The 18,500-nt window shown below is 50.3% G+C and carries 13 protein-coding genes and 1 pseudogene; 6 read left to right on the top strand and 8 right to left on the bottom strand.

What is annotated here, in order from left to right; all coding sequences use genetic code 11:
- Positions 1–93: 93 nt before the first annotated feature.
- From GJV52_RS12180 to GJV52_RS12155, 7 genes are all read right to left on the bottom strand, one after another.
- Entirely contained in the window at positions 94–1,383 is a 1,290-nt protein-coding gene (locus GJV52_RS12180) for a CAP domain-containing protein (RefSeq protein WP_100562961.1), read from the bottom strand.
- 128 nt (positions 1,384–1,511) lie between these two features.
- A complete protein-coding gene (locus GJV52_RS13410; RefSeq protein ID WP_255408370.1) occupies positions 1,512–1,640 on the bottom strand; it encodes a hypothetical protein in 129 nt (42 codons plus the stop codon).
- Between the two features lie 66 nt (positions 1,641–1,706).
- Positions 1,707–3,566: a dihydroxy-acid dehydratase gene (gene ilvD / locus GJV52_RS12175; RefSeq protein ID WP_095502591.1), complete on the bottom strand. Its 1,860-nt coding sequence runs from the start codon at positions 3,564–3,566 to the stop codon at positions 1,707–1,709.
- A gap of 227 nt (positions 3,567–3,793) precedes the next feature.
- Complete coding sequence (hemF, locus tag GJV52_RS12170) at positions 3,794–4,699, bottom strand: oxygen-dependent coproporphyrinogen oxidase (RefSeq protein ID WP_095502590.1); 906 nt, start codon at positions 4,697–4,699, stop codon at positions 3,794–3,796.
- Positions 4,700–4,790: 91 nt separating this feature from the next.
- On the bottom strand, positions 4,791–5,333 hold the full coding sequence (locus GJV52_RS12165) for a C40 family peptidase (RefSeq protein WP_095502589.1): 543 nt from the start codon (positions 5,331–5,333) through the stop codon (positions 4,791–4,793).
- Between the two features lie 28 nt (positions 5,334–5,361).
- Positions 5,362–6,894: a phospholipase D family protein gene (locus tag GJV52_RS12160; protein ID WP_095502588.1), complete on the bottom strand. Its 1,533-nt coding sequence runs from the start codon at positions 6,892–6,894 to the stop codon at positions 5,362–5,364.
- A gap of 272 nt (positions 6,895–7,166) precedes the next feature.
- Positions 7,167–8,552 (bottom strand): MFS transporter, encoded by a 1,386-nt coding sequence (locus GJV52_RS12155; RefSeq protein ID WP_095502587.1) that lies wholly within the window; start codon positions 8,550–8,552, stop codon positions 7,167–7,169.
- A gap of 359 nt (positions 8,553–8,911) precedes the next feature.
- Between GJV52_RS12155 and GJV52_RS12150 the strand changes: the two genes are divergently transcribed.
- The 6 genes and pseudogenes from GJV52_RS12150 to GJV52_RS12125 all read left to right on the top strand — a co-directional run bounded on the left by GJV52_RS12150 (position 8,912) and on the right by GJV52_RS12125 (position 15,671).
- The gene (locus GJV52_RS12150; RefSeq protein ID WP_095502586.1) at positions 8,912–9,691 is read left to right on the top strand and encodes a (Fe-S)-binding protein; all 780 of its coding nucleotides are present in this window, start codon (positions 8,912–8,914) and stop codon (positions 9,689–9,691) included.
- Entirely contained in the window at positions 9,688–10,389 is a 702-nt protein-coding gene (locus GJV52_RS12145; RefSeq protein ID WP_095502585.1) for a LutC/YkgG family protein, read from the top strand. The genes GJV52_RS12150 and GJV52_RS12145 overlap by 4 nt, the downstream gene beginning before the upstream one ends.
- On the top strand, positions 10,386–11,831 hold the full coding sequence (locus GJV52_RS12140; RefSeq protein ID WP_095502584.1) for a LutB/LldF family L-lactate oxidation iron-sulfur protein: 1,446 nt from the start codon (positions 10,386–10,388) through the stop codon (positions 11,829–11,831). Before GJV52_RS12145 ends, GJV52_RS12140 begins: the two co-directional genes overlap by 4 nt.
- A gap of 252 nt (positions 11,832–12,083) precedes the next feature.
- Positions 12,084–12,908, top strand: a pseudogene (gene htpX, locus GJV52_RS12135) (protease HtpX); the annotation flags it as partial.
- Between the two features lie 148 nt (positions 12,909–13,056).
- Positions 13,057–14,220: a M20 aminoacylase family protein gene (locus tag GJV52_RS12130; protein WP_100562962.1), complete on the top strand. Its 1,164-nt coding sequence runs from the start codon at positions 13,057–13,059 to the stop codon at positions 14,218–14,220.
- A gap of 56 nt (positions 14,221–14,276) precedes the next feature.
- On the top strand, positions 14,277–15,671 hold the full coding sequence (locus GJV52_RS12125; RefSeq protein ID WP_095502581.1) for an MFS transporter: 1,395 nt from the start codon (positions 14,277–14,279) through the stop codon (positions 15,669–15,671).
- A gap of 65 nt (positions 15,672–15,736) precedes the next feature.
- Here GJV52_RS12125 and GJV52_RS12120 read toward each other — a convergent pair whose 3' ends face one another.
- Positions 15,737–18,427, bottom strand: coding sequence for a M16 family metallopeptidase (locus tag GJV52_RS12120; protein WP_195690047.1), 2,691 nt, complete (start codon positions 18,425–18,427; stop codon positions 15,737–15,739).
- Between the last annotated feature and the right edge of the window lie 73 nt (positions 18,428–18,500).

The raw sequence follows: 18,500 nt of genomic DNA, 5'->3' as shown, positions 1-18,500 counted from the left end.
TTTAACAGCTTTCCGGTTAAATTTCGATAATCCTTAAACGGCTTGGCAACAATTGTTTAGGCCGTCTGAATGGCTTTCAGACGGCCTACTCATTTAAGAAGCAAGATAAAGTGCCAACGCTTTTTCCTTCTCGCCTTCAAACATCAGCCGCACATCGCCACCTGCCACACCCGTCACACGTACCAACACACCGCCGATTTGCCGTTCCAACACTTCCAATTTCGCTCCGCCGCGCTGCTGATAGACCAATTGCGGGCAGGTTTTTAAGCACCACCGATTGCGCCAATGGATAAAATATTTCTCGCCCGACTGCAGCGAGAGTTTCTCACCGCCTTCGACAATAAAATACGGATAATCCGGTTTTTTGGTGCGGAATGTCCATTCAGCGCGCTCCGGTTTACCCTTGCGCTCAAACTCAAACACCGCCCGATACAGCGTGTCGTATTCCAAAGGCCGAACGGGAAACAGCGCAAATTGCCGCGCGCTAAATTGCCGGTTCGGGTCGTTGTGTTGGGTTAACACGCGTTTATGGGTGATTTCCTGCTCGCCTTGATACAATTTAAACGAGCGCATTTCCACGCGCCCGGCTTGTTCGGAAAAAGCAATGCTCACCGGATTACCGGTAAACTCATGCCCCGGCATCGGATCCGGCCGCTCGCCTTGAAAATCGGGCATGGCAAAATGACCCATCGGGTAAACCGTGTATAAAAGCTCGCGACGGTTTTGCACTTCATCGACATACACCACCGCGCCGTTGTGACACGATTGCTTGTAGTAATGGCGATTTGGCTCAGCTTTCAGACGGCCTAAACCACACAATCGGTTAAACCCTTTATGCCCTTGATTCACCACCAAAGCAGTATGATTGCGGCCGCTTTCATAGGCCACGCCGGCTTCGTTAATGCTTTGCTCCAACAAAGAAAAGCGGTGATAAATTGCCGTCATCAAACCGTCAAGCTGCTGATGCACAGCAAATTCAGCCGCCCTATCCGCATCCTGAAAACGACTGCTGGTGCTGACATTCTCATGCACACCATCATAAAGATAACCCACCCGCCTTGCCCGTTCAGACGGCCTGTTGCCGGTAAAATAACGGCTGGCGCGATTGTGTTCATCATGACCGTCATCGGGATTTTCAGTCAGATACAGCGCATGATTGCGGGCAGATTGCTCCAATATCGTCGAATGCGCCAAGGACTGCAAACCGGCCGTTTCGCGCAAGAAGTTCAAATAGCTCAAGCCGTCCAAGCCTGCTACCGCCGCACGATCCTGCGGCGCACTCGCCTGCAGCAACTGCTCCGGTGCAATTTTGGGCGATTGCTGGTATTGAAAAAAGGCGAACACAGCGGCAAACAGGCTGAGCCAAAGAATAAGGGATTTCATGGTTGCGTTTCAGACGGCCTTGATTAAGCCATTCAGCATAATTGTTTGGATAACGGCATTCTACCAAAGATAAAACCAAGGCCGTCTGAAAATACTATTTTTTCAGACGGCCTTAATACTCAATCAATTCACCTTTTCGGCTGCACTTGGAATGTATCCGGATGTTTCTTCAAATATTCGGTCGCCACAAAACCGCCGCCTATCAAAATCAATAAGATGACGGCTAAGGCAATCATGGCGATAACGAATTTATCCATCACATTCTTTCGTCAGGCCGTCTGAAACATGATATTTCAATATTTCAGACAGCCTGTTACTGCCGATTAGCGTTCGATCTGCGATACGTCGCGCACGGCACCTTTGTCGGCGGAAGTCGCCATCAGGCCATATGCGCGCAGGGCTTGGGAAACGTAGCGGTCGCGGTTGACCGGCTTCCAAGCTTGGCTGCCGCGTGCTTCCATCTCGGCACGGCGTTGTGCCAATTCTTCATCGGAAATCATCAGGTTGATGCTACGGTTTGGAATATCGATTTCGATGGTATCGCCTTCGTTCACCAAACCGATGGCGCCCCCTTCTGCCGCTTCCGGTGAAGCGTGGCCGATGCTCAACCCTGAAGTACCGCCGGAGAAGCGACCGTCGGTCAGCAAGGCGCAGGCTTTGCCCAAACCTTTTGATTTCAAATAAGAAGTCGGATACAGCATTTCCTGCATACCCGGGCCGCCTTTTGGGCCTTCGTAGCGGATGATGACGATGTCGCCGGCCACGATTTCGTTAGCCAAAATGCCTTCTACGGCAGCATCTTGGCTTTCAAACACGCGTGCGCGGCCGGTGAATTTCAGAATGCTGTCGTCCACACCGGCGGTTTTCACCACGCAACCGCGCTCGGCGATGTTGCCGAACAATACGGCCAAGCCGCCGTCTTGCGAATAAGCGTGTTCGACGCTGCGGATACAGCCTTTTTCACGGTCAAGATCAAGCGTTTTCCACATGCGGTTTTGCGAGAAGGCTTGCGTGGTGCGCACGCCGCCCGGTGCGGCTTTGAAGCGTTCGATGGCTTCGGTGTTTTCCGGATTGGTAACGTCCCATTTGGCAATGGCTTCTTTCAAAGTCGGCGCGTGAATGGTTGGAATATCGGTATGCAGTTTGCCCGCTTTTTCCAGCTCTTTCAAAATACCGAAAATGCCGCCCGCACGATGCACATCTTCCATGTAGTAATCGTGATTGTTCGGCGCGGTTTTGCAGATACACGGCACCACGCGGCTCAAGCGGTCGATGTCGGCCATTTTGAAATCGACACCGGCTTCATTGGCCACGGCCAGCAAGTGCAAAATGGTGTTGGTCGAGCCGCCCATGGCGATGTCCATGGTCATGGCGTTTTCAAAAGCGGCTTTGGTGGCGATGCTGCGCGGCAATACCGATTCATCGTCTTGTTCGTAGTAGCGGCGGGTAATCTCGACAATCAGACGGCCTGCTTCCAAGAACAAATCTTTGCGGCCGGCATGGGTAGCCAAGTAAGAGCCGTTGCCCGGCAGCGACAAGCCCAAGGCTTCGGTCAGGCAGTTCATTGAGTTGGCGGTAAACATGCCGGAGCACGAACCGCAAGTCGGACACGCGTTTTGCTCGACTTCCTGAATCTGCACATCGGAAACATTGTCGTCCGCCGCTTCAATCATGGCGTCAATCAAGTCCAAACGACGCTCGTCGGCAATATTAATCGCACCAATCACTTTACCCGCTTCCATCGGACCGCCGGATACGAAAATAGTCGGAATGTTCAAACGCATGGCCGCCATCAACATGCCCGGGGTGATTTTGTCGCAGTTGGAAATACACACCAGCGCATCGGCGCAGTGGGCATTAACCATGTATTCAATCGAATCGGCAATCAAATCGCGGCTTGGCAGGCTGTATAACATGCCGCTGTGCCCCATGGCGATACCGTCATCCACCGCGATGGTGTTGAATTCTTTGGCAATCGCACCGGCTTTTTCGATTTCGCGCGCCACCAATTGACCCATATTGTGTAAGTGAACGTGACCCGGCACGAATTGGGTAAACGAGTTGGCAATGGCAATAATCGGTTTGCCAAAATCGGCGTCAGCCACACCGGTGGCACGCCACAATGCGCGCGCACCGGCCATATTGCGGCCGTGGGTAGAGGTTTTGGAGCGGTAGTCCGGCATGTTGTGTTCCTTTGTTTATGGTGGCGTATTTAAAGGCCGTCTGAAAAATGGGGAAATTGTTAACAAAAATAAAGTCGTTATTTTATACCAATCAGGCGCAAATCAGTATCTTAATTTGTCGTTTTCTAATATGAAATAAAGATGAGTTTGCTATACCTGTATTTACTTTTCATTTATTGAGGTTTGAGGCTGTCTGAAATTAATAGGGCTTTCAGACGGCCTCAACATTATGCCAATTCATTCAACCAATCTCGCGGCGTTAAAAACCCGTTTAAACGCGCTTCATCGCTGCCTGCTTCCGGTTGATATTGGTATTCAAAGCGCACCAGCGGCGGCATCGACATCAAAATGCTTTCGGTGCGGCCGCCGCTTTGCAGACCGAAGAGCGTACCTCTGTCCCACACCAGATTGAATTCGACATAGCGGCCGCGGCGGTAAAGTTGGAAATTGCGTTCGCGTTCGCCATATGCGGTGTTTTTGCGTTTGGCAACAATCGGTTGATAAGCTTGCACATAACCTTCGCCGACAGCTTGGATAAAGTTCAGGCAGGTGTCGAAATCCCAGCGGTTTAAGTCGTCAAAAAACAGGCCGCCTACACCGCGGGTTTCGCCTCGGTGCTTGAGATAGAAATAGTCGTCACACCATTTTTTGTATTCAGGATAAACTTCCGCGCCAAATGGGCGGCACAGATTTTCCGCCACGCGGTGCCAATGCAAAATATCTTCTTCAAACGGGTAAAACGGCGTCAGGTCGAAGCCGCCACCAAACCACCACACCGGTGCTTGGTTTTCAGGATAAGCAATGAAAAAACGCACATTGGCATGACTGGTTGGCACATACGGATTTTTCGGATGAATCACCAGCGACACACCCATGGCTTCAAATGCGGCACCGGCCAATTCGGGGCGGTGCGCAGTAGCCGATGCAGGCATTTTTTCGCCTTTAACATGGGAAAAATTCACGCCTGCCTGCTCGAACACCGCGCCGTTTTTCAACACGCGTGATTCGCCTTTGCCGAGTTTGCTCGTCCATTCATCGCGCACAAACACCGCGCCGCCGTCTTCGGCTTCCAATGCGGCGCAGATGTGGTTTTGCAAATTTTTCAATACGGTTAACACGGCTTCTGTGTGCATGATGTTTCCTTATTTTGATTGGGTTGAGGCCGTCTGAATATTTTCAGACGGCCTTAATGATGACTTAACAAATATTGCTTTTCAGACGGCATCAATTGATGAAAAAGGTATGCGCGCCCAAGTAATTTTTGGCGTAAAACGGCTTGGTCAGTTTTTCGGTTTGAATGGTTTTACCGCTGCTTGGTGCGTGAATAAATTCGCCGTTGCCAATGTAGATGCCGACATGCGAATACTTGGTGCGCTTACTGGTGTTGAAAAACACCAAATCGCCCGGCTTCAATTGGCTGTCGGGGATTTTACGCGAAGCGGCGGCCATATCGCGGGCGGTGCGCGGCAGATTTACGCCGAGTGCGTTTTTGTAGATGTATTGAATCATGCCGCTGCAATCGAAGCCGGTAGCGGTGGTACTGCCGCCCCATTTGTAAGGCGTGCCGACCAAGCCCATGCTTTGAATCATGATTTCTTGCGAACCATGTGCGCGGTCGATATGGCTGATGCGCACAGGCTGGATTTTGCGCGTCGGTGCCTGCTTGGCAGTTTTCACCGTTTTCTTCGGCTTTTTGGCGGTGGTGCCACACGAAGCCAACAGCGTTGCGCTTGCAGCTAAAAACAAAGCTTTCCAAATCGATTTCATCGCTTTTCCTTTCGCTTTTCAGACGGCCTTACAGCAAACTTTCAATCGGCAGGAACGACAATATGCGCGCGGTCACACGTTTCCAAAAACCTGCTTCCGGCTCTTTGCCGTAGGTTTTGCCGTCTTCGGGATTATACCAATGCAGCTTGTGGAATTTGTTCATGGTCACTTTATAGGCGTATTTCGGCGTGGTTTCCACCAAGCTGCGCTGCATCATGCCGGCCACTTCAGGGCTTTCAATAACCACGCCCATTTCGGTATTCAGGCGTGCCGAACGCGGGTCGAGATTGAATGAGCCGATAAACACCCGCTTGGCATCGACGATAAAGGTTTTGGCATGCAAACTGGTGGCCGAGCTACCGGTCAAGCCGCGGTCTTTGGTTTTCGGCACGGCATGGTTGGGCTGCAATTCATAAAGATGCACGCCGGCTTTGAGCAAGGGCTTGCGGTATTTCACATAGCCCGAATGCACCGCCGCCACATCGGTTGCCTGCAATGAATTGGTCAACACGTTCACATCAATGCCTTCTTTGGCCATCTGCGACAAGGCTTCTGTACCGCTTTTGGTCGGCACAAAATACGGCGACACCAAATAAATGCTTTCTTGCGGCTTTTGCAATGCGGCAAATAAGCGCTGGCTAATCGGCTGCTTGGAGCGGTCGCGGTTTAAGCCTTTGGCCGGATCGTCGCTAATCAGGCGGGTATGCACGTTAAACCACTCAATATTGTTTTCTTGCATGGATTTAAACAAGCCCGAATTTTCGACTTCTTTGCGGTATTTGGCTAAAACTTCATTGCTGTCTGAGCGGTCGCATTCCAGCTCTTGGTAGCCTTTTTCTATGCTGCCTTTTTTAATCACACTGGTGGCATTATAGGAAGAATTGCTCGCCCAATAGCGGTCGAAATCTTCGGACACATCCGTCACCACCGGTCCGGTCGCCAAAATATCCAAATCGGCAAACACGGTGTCTTCGCCGACTTGGAAATATTCGTCACCGATGTTGCGTCCGCCGAGAATGGTGGCGCGGTTGTCGGCCGTCAGCGATTTATTGTGCATGCGGCGGTTGAGTCGCGGAAAGTCGGTGAGATAACTTAACGCACGCCATTTGCGCGATACAAACGGATTAAACAAGCGGATTTCGATATTCGGGTGGCTGTCGAGCGCCAGTAAAACATTGTCTAAACCGTTGGTGTTGTTGTCATCCAAAAGCATGCGCACGCGTACACCGCGCTCGGCAGCACGGTGCACCAGATTAAACAGCAAGCGACCGGAAATATCGTTGTGCCAAATATAATATTGCAAATCCAAGCTGACATCGGCCGCTTCAATCAAAGCCGCGCGCGCGACAAAGGCTTCATGCGCATCGTTTAACAAATAGATGCCTGAAGTCGCCGGATCATCATCAATCTCGCCTTGTTGCGACGGTTTTAAAATCGCTTCCAAGCGCGGTGCAGAATCCACTTCGATATATTGGCTTTCTGTCCGCTCATCTAAAGGTGGCAAAGCGGCGCAGCCGACAAGAAACGCTGGTAACATGAATGTTAATAAGGTTGTCTTCATTGAGATAATGGTTTTCAGACGGCCTCATGAAAATACAATACACCAGTGCAGGTTTATTCCTTGCATGCCGTCTGAAAAAATGAATTTAAATTGTTGCTTTGCGCATTTTACCTGATTTTTATTGCGAGTTTGAGACCTTTGCAAAACTCCAGATTTGAGCACAGTTCAAAGTTATAGCAGCACAGAAAGCACAGGCATATCACAAAGATAGGCAAGCTTTCGAGCAGCGCATAACGAAGAAATGTGCCAAAGATGGAGATTTTGCAAAGGTCTCAGCCTGTAAGATTTTGGCCATCAGTAACATGTAAGCGGCTAAAAATCAGGCTGGATATCAAAGTAATCATGCCAACGCCAATAAAAGTAAGCTGGAACGCAATATGTAAATCCGTTTGCGCGAAACTGCTGCCACGCCAAAGCTGAAGCATCAGTGCGCCCAAGGCAATGCCCAACGCAATCGCCAATTGCTGATTCACCGCCATCAGGCTGTTGCCGCTGCCGGTTTGATAGCCGCGTAAATCCGCCAGCGTGAGCGTGTTCATCGATGAAAACTGAATAGAATTGCAAGTACCCATCAGCAGCAACAAAATCACCCACACCACCAACGGCGCTTCTGCACCCGGTATCGCCAACAGCATAATCAACACACCCAAAATGCGCGTGTTCCAAATCAATACATTACGATAACCAAATCGCGCCATAATCGGCTTAATGGCAGGCTTCACCAGCAACGAAGCCAACGCAATCGGCGCCACCAGCCAACCCGACAGGCTCGCGCTATACCCAAAGGCCACCTGAAACAATAAAGGCAGCAAAAACGGTATCGAGCTAATCCCCAAGCGGCTGAGCAAATTACCGGTTAAGCCTAAGCGGAACGTGCGCACTTTAAACAAATGGCCGGCATAAATCGGATTGGGCGTGGTTTTCGCATGACGGTAATACAGCCACATCAACACCGCGCCCGTTGCTGCCAGCAGCAATGAAAAGGGAGCAGCATTGGTATGAGACACAATTTCCACAGATAAGGTTAGCGCACACGCCGCCGCGGCAAACATCAAAAACCCGCTCAAATCCAAGGCCGTTTTCTCACCTTTAACATCAGGCATAATTTTCCAGCCAACGATTAAGCCCATCAAACCAATCGGCAGATTCAGCAAAAAAATCCAATGCCAAGACGCATATTCCACCAAATAACCGCCTACCAACGGCCCCAACACCGGCCCGATTAAAGCCGGCATCACCGCGTAGTTAAACGCATTGAGTAACTGCGACTTTTCATACACACGCAAAATGGTCAAACGCGGCACCGGTACCAACATTGAGCCGCCAATCCCTTGCACCGCCCTAGCCAACACCAACATCGGCAAATTGGGCGCAGCAGCACACAATAGCGAACCCAGCATAAAAATCGAAATAGAAGCGAGAAATACTTTTTTCGTGCCCAAGCGGTCAACCAAATAGCCGCTTAAAGGAATCAAGAGCGCCACAGTTAAGGTATAAACAATCACCGCCATTTGCATATTCAGCGGTGATTCGTGCAAATCTTCGGCAATTTTGGGTAACGCGGTATTTAAAATAGTGGCATCCAGCATCTGCATGAAAATGGCAATAGCCATCAACAGCGGCAGCCAGCGGGAAGGTTTCGCAGCTTGGGTCATCATGATTCGGCTTAATTAATGTTTCTTTTCATCAATATCGGGCATTGTACCTGAATTTAAAGGCCACCAAGGCTTTAAGGCCGTCTGAAAAAACTTTGCGTTCAGATAGATTCAGACTGCCTGAGACTTTTTATCACAATATGCCGTCTGAAAATTATTTTTCATTCCTATATAAACAAATTATAACTTAAATTTAATGAGAATGATTACCAAAATATAAAATATCAGAAGGCATAAGCCCTTTAGCTTTCAACCATCTATCGGTAAATTTATTTTGAAAAATTCAACTTGACCTGTTACATCGAATTGCTTAAAGTACAAAATTATCCTTTACTCATTACAATAAAGAAATCTCTACCAAAATGAGCGTAAAAACCCCTACCCCCATTATCCGTTTCGACAGCGTGCCGACCGATGCCTATTTCTTCGGCACCTGCGTTCTCGACATCTTCATGCCCGAAGCCGGCATGGATGCCATGACCTTAATCGAGCAGCAAGGCATTCGCACCCATTTCCCGATGAATCAAAGCTGCTGCGGCCAACCTGCTTATTCTTCAGGCCATCCGCAAGAAGCATTTGAAGTAGCCAAAGCGCAATTGGATCTGTTTCCTGAAAACTGGCCGATTGTTGTGCCGTCTGGCTCATGCGGCGGCATGATGAAACACCATTGGCCAACTTTGTTTAAAGGCACGCCGTACGAAGCGAAAGCCAAAGACATCGCCGAGCGCGTTATCGAATTTACCCATTTTCTCTTAGCCATCGGCTATCACCCTGAAGACAAAGGTGCACCAGTAAAAGTGGCGGTTCATACTTCTTGCGCCGCACGTCGTGAAATGAATGTACATCTTTCCGGCTGGGAATTAATTGACGGCATGGAAAATGTCGAACGCATCGTGCACGACCACGAAAGTGAGTGTTGCGGTTTTGGCGGCACATTCTCGGTTAAGCATCCCGACATTTCCGGTGCCATGGTCAGCGATAAAGTCGCCGCATTGAAAGAAACCCAAGCCACTGAAATCATCAGTGCCGACTGCGGCTGCATGATGAACATCGGCGGCAAAATTGCCAAAGATGAACCCAACATGCCGGCACCGAAACACATTGCCACCTTCTTATTAGAACGCACCGGAGGCAAAGCATGAGCGCACGCGACAATATTCTGACCAAGCTGAGAAAAGCCGATGCCTACCCGATGATTGAGCCGAACACCGCTGATTACTACCGCCAAAACGAAATAACTTGGGAAAACGAAACCGCCCGTCTGAAACATTGGGCAGTGACCATGCGCGCGGTGAAAACCGAGATTTATTGGGTGACCCGCGACAATTGGCCGCAAGTGTTCCGCCAAGCGGCAGAAGAAAAAGGCCTGAAAAATATTTTATTGCCATTACAAACTGCAGACGGCCTCAAAGCCCAAGCCGCCTTGGAAGGCAGCAACATCGAAGCCTTGTCGTTCGACCTTAAAATCGAAGAGTGGAAAGACGAATTTTTCCAGCAAATCGATGCCGGTTTCAGCGGCTCAAAATGCGGCATCGCCCGCACCGGCACTATCATGCTGGAATCCAGCCCCGAGCAACCACGCAGCTTGAGCTTGGTGCCACCTGTGCATTTCTGCCTGTTTGACACCAGCAAAATGTATGGTGAATTTCACCATGCCGTTGAAGGCGAAAAACTGGTTGAAAACGGTATGCCGACCAACGTGATTCTCATCTCCGGCCCATCGAAAACCGCCGATATCCAATTAACGCTGGCCTACGGTGCACACGGCCCGCGCGATTTGGTTGTGCTGGCGATTCTGCCTGATCACATTTCACCTGCCGATTTGGAGGAAACCGTATGAGCAGCCAAACCATCCAATTTCACATGAAGCCGGAAACCTTCAAGCAAAACACCGCTATTTCATTGCAGGACAAACCCTTGCGTAAAAGCCTGCGCACGGCAATGGATATGCTGATGACCAAGCGCAAAGCCGTGTTGTCAGACGAAGAAGAATTGCAAACCCTGCGCGATTTGTGTGAACACATCCGCCAACGCTCACTCTCCCGCCTGCCTGATTTGCTGGAGCAGCTCGAAGCCAACCTGACCCGCTTGGGTGTAAAAGTGCATTGGGCGGAAACGCCTGCCGAAGCCTGCACCATCATTCACAATATTATGAATGCCCACAACGGCAAACTGATGGTCAAAGGCAAATCCATGGTCAGCGAAGAAATCGAGCTGAACCATTATTTGGAAGACAACGGCATTCGTGCGGTAGAAAGCGATTTGGGCGAATTTATCGTTCAGATGGCCGGTGAAAAACCGACCCACATCGTGATGCCTGCCATCCATAAAACCAAAGAGCAAGTCAGCGAATTGTTCCATCAAAATTTGGATACGCCGCTGACCGATGACGTTGACCAGCTTACCGGCTTTGCCCGCATGGCCTTGCGCGATATTTACCGCACTGCCGACGTGGGCTTGAGCGGCGTGAACTTTGCCGTCGCCGAAACCGGTACCTTGTGTTTGGTTGAAAACGAAGGCAACGGTCGCTTATCGACTACCGTGCCACCAGTGCATATTGCCATTACCGGCATTGAAAAAGTGGTGGCCAAATTGTCGGACGTGCCGCCGCTGTATAGCTTGCTGCCACGTTCGGCCATCGGTCAAAACATCACCACTTATTTCAACATGATTACCGGCCCGCGCCGCAGCGAAGAGTTGGACGGCCCGCAGGAAATGCACTTGGTGTTACTCGACAACGGCCGCACGCAAGCCTATGCCGAAGACCAAATGCGCCGCACTTTGCAATGTATCCGTTGCGGTGCGTGTATGAACCACTGTCCGGTGTACACCCGTATCGGCGGCGCAGCTTACGGCACCACCTATCCGGGCCCGATTGGTGAAATCCTGTCGCCGCACCTGCTCGGATTGGAAAGCACCAGCGATCTGCCGACTGCGTGCAGTATGTGTGGCGCTTGTGTGGAAGTATGTCCGGTACGCATCCCGATTACCGAGCAAATGCAACGTCTGCGCGTAGAAGCCCAGCGCTCGCCAAGCGAAGTAGTTCCGCATCCGATTCGCGGCCAAGGTGCATCGCATACCTTTGGTGAACAAATGGCATGGCGCACGTTTAACGGCATTTTCAGCGGCAAAAAAGCCTACCGTGCTTTTGGCTGGGCAGCGACCAAATTCCGCGCCTTAACCCCAAATAAACAATTGGGCTGGACGGATAGCCGCGTGCCGATGAAACCGGCAAAGAAAACCCTACATGAAATGATGGCGGAAAAACAACGCCAATCATAATCTTTCATGGCTGCATCAAGGCCGTCTGAAACGTTCAGACGGCCTTTCGATTATTTCAAGTGAGATTTAGATATTTAGCCCAAAAATTTGAACAAGTGCCTATTTTCCAACAGATACTAACAGTCAGCTTTGCATACCTTTGCTCAAAAGCTTATTCCCTAAAATCAACCTTTTTGAGACAATACCGTCAAATCTGCGCCATCTCGGCCAGTATAAAAACAAACCACACACCAACATAAAGGAATCCATCCGGTGAAACGCATTTTCTTGTTTCTTGCAACCAATATCGCCGTCCTGATCGTTATCCGTATCGTTCTGGCTGTTTTAGGCATCAACAGCACCGATGAAGTCGGTAGCCTGTTGGTTTATTCTGCTGTTGTCGGCTTCAGCGGCTCGATTATTTCCCTGCTGCTATCCAAAACCATGGCCAAACGTTCGGTTGGCGCGGAAGTGATCACCCAACCACGCAGCGAAGAAGAAGCTTGGTTATTGTCCACCGTTGAAGCCCAAGCGCGTCAATGGAATTTGAAAACACCGGAAGTGGCCATTTACCATTCCCCTGAACCAAACGCCTTCGCTACCGGTGCCAGCAAAAATAATTCTTTAGTCGCCGTATCCACCGGTCTGCTTGACCACATGACCCGCGATGAAGTGGAAGCCGTGTTGGCACACGAAATGGCACACGTCGGCAACGGCGACATGGTGACGCTGACCTTGATTCAAGGCGTGGTCAACACTTTCGTTGTATTCCTCGCCCGCATAGTTTCCGGCATGGTTGCCCGCAATGAAGACGGCAGCACATCCAACGGCATGTATTTTATGGTCAGCATGGTGTTGCAAATTGTGTTCGGCTTCTTGGCCAGCATCATCGTGATGTGGTTCAGCCGCCAACGCGAATACCGCGCCGATGCCGGTGCCGCCAAATTGGTTGGTGCCCCGAAAATGATTGCTGCGTTGCAACGTTTGAAAGGTGCCGGAAGCGATTTGCCACAAGAAATGAATGCCATGGGTATTGCCAGCGAAAGCAAAGATTCCCTGTTGAGCACCCACCCATCTTTGGACAACCGCATTGCCCGCTCGCTTGAAAGCGCAATAACATTCAATCATCAAAGGCCGTCTGAAAATATTTCAGACGGCCTTTTTGTATTTGCGCATTGTTAACAAAGTTGCTACGATGATTGAACTTTTCTACCTAAAATAATTCAGAAAATCCAAAGGAAATGTCATGAGCCATCTGCAAACGCTGCAACAAAGAGAAGAAGAATTTACCCGCCTTCGCCGCCAAATCCACCAACACCCTGAACTTGGTTTTGAAGAACAACGCACCAGCGACATCATTGCCGATTTGCTTCAGCAATGGGGCTATGAAGTGCATCGCGGTTTGGCCAAAACCGGTGTGGTCGGTACATTAAAAAACGGCGACGGCAATAAAACCATCGGCTTGCGTGCGGATATGGATGCACTGCCGATTCATGAAGAAAGCACGCACGATTGGCGAAGTAAAATAGACGGCAAATTTCACGGCTGCGGCCATGATGGACACACCACCATTTTATTGGCAGCGGCTCAACGTTTGGCAGAAACCCGTAATTTCAACGGCACTTTACGCGTCATCTTCCAACCTGCGGAAGAATTGCTCTACGGCGGCCGTGTGATGCTGGATGACGGTTTGTTTGATTTGTTTCCTTGCGACATGATTTTCGGCTTACACAATATGCCGAAAATGAAAACCGGTGAATTTTACTTCCGCGAAGGCTCGGCGATGGCGTCATCGGATACGATTCATATTCACATTCAAGGTGTCGGTGGTCATGGTGCCATGCCCGAATCCGGCATCGATGCCACCTTGGTTGCCTGCCACATCACCATTGCCCTGCAAAGCATCGTATCACGCAATGTTAGCCCGCTCGATCAAGCCGTGGTGACTGTGGGCTGTATTCAATCGGGCGATGCGCCCAATGTGGTCAACGGAAAAGCCTTGATGAAGCTGACTGTGCGCACTTTGAAGCCGGAATTGCGCGAATTGGTGTGCCGTCGCATCAGTGAAATTGCTCAAGCGCAGGCCAGCAGCTTCGGCGCGACTGCCACCATCGAACACATCAACGGCTGCCCGCCTTTAATCAACGGCGCTGAAGCCACACGCTTTGCCCGAGAAGTGGCCACCGAATTATTTGGTGCAGAAAAAGTACATACCGCGCCGCCATTGATGGGCAGCGAAGATTTTGCCTTCATGCTGGAAGCCAATCCCAATGGTAATTATTGTTTTGTCGGCAACGGCGACGAACCGGGCGCGTGTATGGTGCACAATCCACTTTATGATTTCAATGACGAGATTATCGTGCCGGCGGCAGCTTATTGGTGCGCTTTAACTGAAAAATATTTACGCTAATCTTTCAGACGGCCTATCTGTCTTCAGGCCGTCTGAATATTGTTAGGATAATAACCATGCAAAACCATTCTCAATCATTTGAAGGCAACGACCGCCTGCTTTTCGGCATGGTGTTGGGCGTGTTGACGTTTTGGCTGTTTTATCAGGCTGTGTTTAACGTCGCGCCTGATATTCAACGCAGCCTTGCCATGCCGGATACATCACTCAATGCGGTGATTAGTTTGGGCTCGCTGTTTTCCGGTTGCTTCATTGTGTTGATGGGTGGGCTGGCAGATAAATTCGGCCGCGTGCGCCTGACCTATATCGGCTTCCTGCTCAACATCGTTGCCTGCTTATTTTTGTATTTTGCCCAAGGTCCTGTCAGTTTCGGGCTGGGGCGTGTGTTTCAAGGCTTATCTGCAGCCTGCATCATGCCGGCCACGCTTTCCATCATCAAAAATTATTACCACGGCGCTGCGCGACAGCGTGCGTTTAGCTTTTGGGCGATTGGTTCGTTCGGCGGCTCGGGCTTGTCTTCGTTTGTCGGCGGCACCATCGCCACTTATTTGGGCTGGCAAAGCATTTTCCTGCTCTCGATTGCGATTTCCATCATCGGCATGCTGCTGATACGTGGCACACCGGAAAGCAAATCACCGCAAACTGCCATCACACGCTACGATTACATCGGCCTGTTTTCCTGCGTATTGGGCTTGCTCGCGCTTAATTTATTGATTACCAAAGGTTTCCGCTTAGGCTTCAGCCACCCCTTCACTTTGGCCATGCTCATCAGCTTTATCGTGATGGCCATGGTGTTTTTCCGCACCGAAATCCGCTTAAAATCGGCGGCTTTTTTGGATTTTTCACTGTTTCAAAACCGCGGCTACAACGGCGCATGTTTATCCAATTTCCTGCTCAACTGCACCGCCGGCACCATTTTCATCATCAACACTTATCTGCAAAAAGGCCACGGTTTAACGCCGTTTGAGGCTGGTTTAAAATCGCTGGGCTATTTGGCGATGGTGTTAATCATGATTCGGGTCAGCGAGAAACTGCTGCAAAAATTCGGCTATAAAAAACCTATGCTCATCGGCGTATTGATTACCGCCACGGGCATTTTGGGCTTATCAATGACCAACGTCAGCCACGAAACCTACATGATTCAAGTGGTGATTTCCTTTGCTCTGTTCGGCTTCGGATTGGGCTGCTATGCCACGCCATCGGCTGATTGCGCGATGGTCAATGCGCCGCTGGAAAAAGCCGGTGTCGCGGCTGGGGTATATAAAATGGCAAGCGCACTCGGTGCCTCTTTCGGCATCGCTACCGGCGCGACGGTATTCAGCGCATTGCAAGCTTCAGGTGTGCACCAAGCCGCACAAGCCGCTTTATGGCTGATGTTGGCACTCGCTTTGCTTTCGTGCTTGTCGATTGCGCTATTGATTCCGAAAGATGGCGGTAAATCTAATCAAGTCTGAAAAATATTACACACTATAAAACAATGCCGTCTGAAACCCTGTTCAGATGGCATTTTTATGGACGCTTATGGTCGCGGTGTCATCATCAAAACTTTCTCGTTTTCTGTTGACCACATTAATTTCGCCGTTTCTCGCAATTGGCCGCGGCTGAAGCTTGCCGGAATATTCGGAATCTCCGTCAGATAACGCGCATCGCCGTAGCTTTGATGGCTGGTAACCAAACGCTCCAACCACAATTCAGGCTTGCGGCGGCGGGCGTTTTCCTGCTCGACAAAGAGCTTACGCAGATTACGGGCTTCAGTGAAGCCGATATTATCAGGCAAACCATTCAACACTTTTTGCGCGGTATGCCAAGCGGCTTGCGCCTGTTCGCTTGACGTATTAAACGACAAACGGCTTTGTATACGGTTTTGCCCGATATTCGGTTCGGCCTGAAATTTCACACCATAAACGCTTTGCTGCTTGCTGCGCAATTCGTCTTTTAAACGTGCATTGGCGATATTGTTCAAAAGCTTGATTTGCTCATGCTGCGCCGGTGAAAGCTGCGGCATGGTTTGCCACGACAAGGCCTGCACATCCGTGCCTTGCGTATCGTTGGCGGCAATGTGCTGCATTTGGCGGCCACTTTGCCAAGCATATTTTGTGGCTGGCATGGCTTGGCGCGGAATATCGGCCAAATATTGCGCCACCCAAGGCTTCACATTTTCAATCGGCAGATTGCTGACGATGTAGTAAGTGGTCGGCGCGGCCACCAGCGTTTGCCATTGTTGCCGGAAAGCGGCTTCATTCAATCCGGCATAAGCATGGCTTTCAGACGGCATCAGCATATTGCGACCATATTGTAATGTGTTCAAAGCATCGCGTTGCCGCCCTGACTTGGCATATTGTGCCACTTTGAAGCGCGACTCTTCCCGCTTCACGGCTTGTTGCCAATCGCTGAAATCAGGGGCAATTTGCTGCTGACGGTAAAGCTGCAACACCGATGGCAACGCGCTTTTGGCAGCTTGTGCATCGGTGGTTTGATGATCGCCCTCCAAGCGGAAACGGTATTGCTGTATACCCTGCTTTTGTTGCCATTGCTTAAAACTGGCCGCGCTCATGCCCTGCGGTGTGGAACGCGCCAACACATCAGCCAAAATTTCCGCCTGCCATGCTTTTTCCGGCTGCTGCCAATAGCCGACATTGGACAAAGCTTTGAAATACAGATTATTGCCTGCCATCGGCAGTTTCATTACCACTGCCGTATCACCGTTACTTAAGGTCAGGTAATGCAGGTTTAATTTGGTGTCTTGGCGTTCTGCAACAATGTTGCCGCCTTTGTTTTCAACAAAACGCGGTTCAGTCAGGCCGTCTGAAACATTTTCAGACGGCCTAACCACCTGATTCAATGTAGAAAATTCAGGCAGCTTCACTTTTTCATTTGCTTGCGCCTGAACCTGAATCATTTTATCCGGCGCGTTTAGCCAATCTGCAATACGCTCATTCACCACCTTGGCATTGATGCGGTAAAGCTGGCTGCGGTCTATGGTTTGGATTTCGGCATCGGGCATGGGCAAACCGCGCAACACGGTTTCATCGCTCATGGCCGCCACTTTGCTCAAATCATTGGGAATGCCGGCTTTTTGCGGCGACAAATTGCCGTGCAATGCTTTACGATATTCCGCCAATTCTTCATTGGTGGCCGGTGTATTTAAAATGTCTTGGCGCAAATGACGCAACACGTTCAACATTTCACTATGCTGATTCGGCGCGGTTTCGGATTGGAACACCAACGCGCCGGTATTGCGGCCCAGCGTATCCATTTTCAACACCACATCTTCGCCCGATTGCTGAATGCGGCGGTTGACGATAAAGGCGGCAAAATTATCCAATAAACGCTGATAAGCATGCTCTTCGTAAGCCGATGTCGGCTGCTTTTTGAAGCGGAATACCAGTGATAATTTGTTGTCGGCATTGTCGCGGTCGGCTACTTGCGCAATATGCCAGCCGTTTTGCAAAGCCGGTTCGTATTCTTCGTAGCAGCGTTCACTCAAGGTAATCGGCTGCAAGCTGCCGAATGCTTTTTGAATCAGGGCAGAAGTTTCATCAATGCTCACATCGCCCATCACCACCAACACGGCATTGTTTACGCCATACCAGCGGTTGTGAAAATCGCTGGCGGTTTTCATATCAGCTTTTTCGATGGCTTCCAAACGCCCGATCGGCGCATACCGCCCTTGGCGCGCGCCTTTATACATCAATTCATGCTGCTGTCGGCTTAAGCGGTTTTGCAGGCTTTGCTGTTGGCGCCATTCGCTTAAAATCACTTGCCGCTCTTTTTCCCAATCGGCAGCGGAAAACTGCTTGGGCTGCAAAATTTGACGGTAAATCAACAAGGTTTCATCAAGCTGCTTGGTTCCGCGCGGCGGGGTCAGCATGTAGCGGGTATAGTCGTAAGTCGTGAGCGCGTTGAAATGTCGCCCCATCTGCCAGCCGTCTTTCATCAGGCGGTTGGACAAACCTTGCGGGTTTTGCGGCGAAGATTGAAACACCATGTGCTCGGTGATGTGGGCTATGCCTTCTTCTCCGGCATTTTCATCAGCTGCACCCACGCCGACATTCATGCGTGTCACCAGCCGTTTGCCGGCCGATGGAATTTTGAAAATATGATAAGTCAAACCATTATCGAGCTTGCCGGTGGCATGCAGCGACTGGTTGGCATAAGCAGGCAGCGTCGCGCCGACAAATGCCAGCACGACAAAATAAGTGAGCTTCATGAAGAGTTTCCGTTTAACGAGGCCGTCTGAAGCGGCTTTATCATGAAGCATTATAGCCTTAATTTATTTAAAA

Source organism: Neisseria brasiliensis (assembly GCF_009671065.1).
Taxonomy (GTDB): domain Bacteria; phylum Pseudomonadota; class Gammaproteobacteria; order Burkholderiales; family Neisseriaceae; genus Neisseria; species Neisseria brasiliensis.
This window is presented reverse-complemented; position numbering and strand designations above follow the sequence as displayed.